Source organism: Bacillus salipaludis, assembly GCF_004358205.1.
The window spans coordinates 1-4,867 of sequence record NZ_SMYO01000064.1 but is presented as its reverse complement, the minus strand read 5'-3'; the positions used below and the strand labels follow the sequence as shown (position 1 = coordinate 4,867).

5 protein-coding genes are annotated in these 4,867 nt (G+C 37.5%); 2 read left to right on the top strand and 3 right to left on the bottom strand.

Going from position 1 to position 4,867, the window contains the following annotated elements:
• Positions 1–191 precede the first annotated feature (191 nt).
• Both E2K98_RS30115 and E2K98_RS30110 read right to left on the bottom strand, forming a co-directional pair.
• Positions 192–575: a VOC family protein gene (locus tag E2K98_RS30115; RefSeq protein WP_133340635.1), complete on the bottom strand. Its 384-nt coding sequence runs from the start codon at positions 573–575 to the stop codon at positions 192–194.
• A 68-nt stretch (positions 576–643) separates the two neighbouring features.
• Positions 644–961 (bottom strand): hypothetical protein, encoded by a 318-nt coding sequence (locus E2K98_RS30110; protein ID WP_133340633.1) that lies wholly within the window; start codon positions 959–961, stop codon positions 644–646.
• A gap of 467 nt (positions 962–1,428) precedes the next feature.
• On the opposite strand from E2K98_RS30110, the gene E2K98_RS30105 reads away from it, so the two are divergent.
• Together E2K98_RS30105 and sda are read left to right on the top strand one after the other, a co-directional pair.
• On the top strand, positions 1,429–2,766 hold the full coding sequence (locus tag E2K98_RS30105; RefSeq protein ID WP_235824984.1) for an HAD family hydrolase: 1,338 nt from the start codon (positions 1,429–1,431) through the stop codon (positions 2,764–2,766).
• A gap of 252 nt (positions 2,767–3,018) precedes the next feature.
• The gene (gene sda, locus E2K98_RS30100) at positions 3,019–3,174 is read left to right on the top strand and encodes a sporulation histidine kinase inhibitor Sda (protein ID WP_133340631.1); all 156 of its coding nucleotides are present in this window, start codon (positions 3,019–3,021) and stop codon (positions 3,172–3,174) included.
• A gap of 218 nt (positions 3,175–3,392) precedes the next feature.
• Here the strand turns inward: sda and E2K98_RS30095 are convergent, their stop codons facing one another.
• Positions 3,393–4,361 (bottom strand): hypothetical protein, encoded by a 969-nt coding sequence (locus E2K98_RS30095; protein WP_133340629.1) that lies wholly within the window; start codon positions 4,359–4,361, stop codon positions 3,393–3,395.
• Between the last annotated feature and the right edge of the window lie 506 nt (positions 4,362–4,867).

Genomic DNA, 4,867 nt, shown 5'->3' with positions numbered 1-4,867 from the left:
GTCTCCTCGGAGATGGACTTTCACCATCTGGGATTCAGTATCATCATCATCAACCAGTCGTTTCACCGAGATGACGTCTCTGTCAGATAATGAAAAGAAGAGTGTCGACTAGATCAACACTCCATGCGACTGCCCGTCGCACAAAAAGGCTGCCTTTTGCAGCCTGGTCTTTAAGGAAAGCCTCCGATAGCTTAAATATTTTCATAAATTTCTATAAGTGAACCATCAGGATCTCTAAAATGAGCGACCTTAATTCCCCAACCCTTTTGTTCAGTTGGCTTAGTAATAAACTCTACTCTATCTTTTAATTCTTGATATTTTTCTTCAACGCTACTTACTTGAAAAATCAAAGCCGTTCTATCAACCCTCTCAATAACAGCAGAGTATTCTACACCGACGGCTTCAGCCATTAGTTTACGTTCAAAAAGTCCTAAAGTAGCACCACTATTAAATTTAAAATCAGCATACCGAGAATTTTCATCTCCCCAAGAAACTTGAAACCCTAAAACATCTCTGTAAAATAAAAAACAGTCTTTATAATTATCTACAAGCAAACGTGTATGAGTTAATTCCATTCCAAAAACCCCCCCTTTTTAAAATTCCCTAATATTTACATTCAATATACACCTTTTAAACTCCTTCTTTATTTAAACAATCTTACCCTTTTGTACCCAAATAAAAAGATCGTTGCATCGATCTCCATCTTCTTTAACTCTTGCACCCGATAGTTTAAGTACAATGCTTCACAATCTCTTGAAAATTCATTTATATAATTCTTATTTATCAGACCGTCCCTTAAAGAATAAATAACACAATGCAAAATGACCAAATATAACAATATTTGACCAGTTGAGTTTTGGTTAAGAAAATTATGGATACCATTGGCACGAAGTATGGAACGAATAACAATAGAAAGAATTGCAGCAATAAATGCAGCAATCATATATTTTTTAAATGTCATAAAGTTACTCCTTTTTACCCAGGCTAGTAAAAAATAAGAGATGGACTACGAATTCTATACCATTTATAATCTGCGTTAAATTTGTCTTTTTATTGAATTAACTGCCAGTAGCTCAATAAGCAAAAAAGATGCTGCGGCAGCAACACCTTATTGAACTCCTGCATCCGTTAGTTGAGTGGAAATATCAAATTAATATATTACTTTTTAAACTCGAATACATCTTTTTCCCAAACGCCATTTTGTATAAACCCACAAGGACGAGGTGTAAATATTTTTGGCTGTTGTGGGGATTCATTTTATGAATAATGGTGAATAGTTAAAAAACTGACTAGTTTAAATATTTGAAATTTCGCACATTTATGGTATCTTAGAGGTATAAAATAATTACTGGGCAAAGGCGCCTTAGCAGCAGTCTAATAGACTGTTGTTAAAGGCGCTTTTTTTGCTTTAAAAGGAGGAAACAGGAAATGTTCATGCAAAGAAAAAAACTGAAAGGCATCGTGGGAAGTATCGTCATCAGCAGCTTGCTTCTGACAACAGGGTTTTCAGCGACATCTGAAAAATCAAAGGTTGAGGATCAAGATAAAAAGTTTGAAAAAAAAGAAAATCTTTCATCTATCCAGATGTTGGATCAAGGGAAATGGGCTCCGAATACATATGAAGCCATACAAGATTTGATCAACAAGTATGGTGCCAAAAGCTCTAGGTATAAGTCAGAAAAGAAACCCTACGCCATATTTGACTGGGATAATACGAGCATTATGAATGATACAGAAGAAGCCCTTTTCTTCTATCAAATTGATCAAATGAAATTTAATCTGACTCCAGAAGAGTTTTACACAGTCATAAAAACGAAGATTCCAGATGGACCATTTTCAAACGCCTATAAAAACAATAACGGGGAATTGGTAACGCTAGAAGCGATTACAAATGATCTAAAACGGGATTATGACTATCTTTATCGACATTACAAGGTATTAATAGGCGATCAATCTCTCGATGAGATTCGCGCCACAGATTATTTTCATGATTTTAAGGTGAAACTATATTTCCTTTATGAGGCAATTGGCGATACGTATAGTACTGACATTAGTTATCCATGGGTTCTTTACTTGTTTTCAAACATGTCCGTTGGAGAAGTTAAACAGTTGGCAGAAGATTCTAATGATTTCAACTTAGGTGCAGGCATATCGAAAGAGAAACTGACAAGTCCGCAACAGTTGCACGGCGATGCTGGCGTAGTAAGCATTTCCCATATAACGGGTTTACGATTGGCACCTGAAATTTCAAATTTAATGCACACGTTTCAGAATAATGGAATTGATGTTTATGTTGTATCCGCTTCAATGGAAGAAGTAGTGGAAGTATTCGCATCCAATCCTAAATATGGTTATAACCTTCCGGAAGAAAACGTATTTGGCATGAGATTAAAGAAAGAATCCGGAAACATCAAGCCTGTTTATGAAGAAAATTATCCGATTACTGCTGGTCAAGGAAAAACAAAAACGATTATAAATGAAATTGCCAGTAATAAAGGAGGATGTGGCCCTATCTTTGTTGCAGGCGACAGCAATACCGATTATGAAATGTTGACCGAGTTTAAGGATACAAAGCTTAGCTTGATTATTAATCGCGTAAGCGGCAGCAAAATTGGAGAACTTTCAAAATTGGCTGCCTCACGAATGGGGAAAAATAACCCTAAATATGTACTTCAAGGTAGAAATGAAAATACCGGTTTATGGATCCCTACTGAATCTACCATTAAGTTAGGAACAAATGAAAAAGTTTTGTTAGCAAACCATTAGACTATAAAAAAAGTTGGTGGATTCAGGAGTTGTAAAAAAACGTTCTAGAGGATGACCAAGAGCTTTTTATGATAAATTCATATTTAGTACGTTATGTACGGGTTATAAATGAAAAGATATTAGTTTTATAAAAAGTAAAATGCGGTTACTTATAACTCAATAAAAAAGTCACCTTGGATTTTATAAAGACTTACAAAAATTCTCTATAAATATGCACAAAATTATTCTAGGATGAATAACAAGGAGATAGTAATGCGATTTAAAACACTATCTAATGAAGAGCTAATTGATATATATTTAACGGCTTATGAACATAAATTAAATGATTCTTTTTTAAAAATGTTGTTAGAGGAAATTGTGGAAAGAGATATATATGACTTATTACTTGAGACTGGTTTACAATCCTAGTCTTATTTTTTTAGCTTTTTGAGTCGATAGCGATATTAATGGCGTAATTTCACCTCATTAACCTGCGTCTTTAGTACGACAAGCAAAAAATTCGCCGCACTATGCCCATCTTTAACTCTTGCACCCGATAGTTGAACAAGGGTATTAAGGCCACCAAATTGGGGGCCTTTTCATTTAATTTATTTTCTTTTTATAAATATAATTCAATATTAGGAACATTAATTCATTCTAGAACTCCGCATTGCTCTCTGGCGGTCGTGCAGTACCATCAAGATAATTATTCCCATCATCACTCCCAATATGCTACCTAACTCGGTGGCTAGTACATATGCAAACGGGTACTCTATAGTTGGTTGTGCATCGGGGCGAGTGGCGGACAAGCGGTTAAAGAGGTTATAAGAGAACAGCATTCCCGACGAGATCCATGCTGCTGCCATAGGAGGGAAGAACCTCTTCGACCTGCGGCGGGTGGTCAGTACCAATAAACCCCACGCCCCCGCGAAGGCCCACACACCGGTACTCAATGACAATAGATGCCACCATAAATCGCGTTTATCCAACATAGCTGGGTTGATACCAATAGTTCCACCAACCGCCCAGAATAGCTTAATAAATCCAAGCAGGATACAGCCAGCCGCGACAAGCCTAGCTAAGGTGATTTGCAGTTTCTGGCTGTTGCCCGGGAGTAATTCAATGTCGATTGAATCAGCAAATGCCTCTGGCCAACGCGCTTTAGCGTATTCAACTAAGGCGAAAGGTAGGCAGATGCTTACTCCAACCAGTGAGACCATTACGAAAATCTGCTCATATACCCAAACGTTGGCAGCTCCTGCCTGCTGATCGCGTATCATAGCAGCAGGACCAAGCACAGGTGCCAGCAACAGCATAGGTATAAGTAAACCAGTACCTACCCAGACGGGCAAGGCAACCAACCAGGCGGGCAGTCGCTCACCCCATGTCATGCTAAAGGCCAATGCTAACAGGATACCAACTGCAGCTAGAACCATTGTTACTGCGTTTGCAGTGCGCCAACTTGGTTCACCCATTTGTTCGGTCGGCATGAAGAGACCGAAAGTCCAGGCGATTTTGATTAACAGATAAGGCATTACCGCTATAGCGGCACCATAACCCCAAAATCTACGCTTCTTCAGCAAATGTGAAATTGGTAGCTTTTTCATTACTCTCATGAGGTTACCTCGGCCGCTAGACCAGTGAGTTCGTAAATCTCTATCTCTACAATGAACAGAACGATTCCAATTAAACTCTCATTTTTATTTCTATTTATAACTATTAATAAACACCCCTTAAGAATTATAATTTAAACTGTTTTAGTTTTAATGAATCATAGGACTTTTCTCGAAGATAATCATTTCCCCAATTACTCTCACTATCAATACCCTAAAAACTGCTCTGATCTTTAACTTTAACATAATATTCCAACTGGAAATCCCTTATTCTAAAATTTGACAAAAGAAAATCGCTTCATTGACGACCTTTTGTGTCAATTCTTCTTGAACTATCCTGCCATTTAGTTCAATAACGGCAATGAGAAAGTAGGGAAACCTCTCTCGAGGCTTCCCCCTTATCAAACCGTACGTGCCCTATTAAGGCATACGGCTTACCAAATGTTACAATGTTTATCAAGAGGATGCATTCCAGGCATTTTGCATCTTTTGTAAGCGATGAGGGGTAA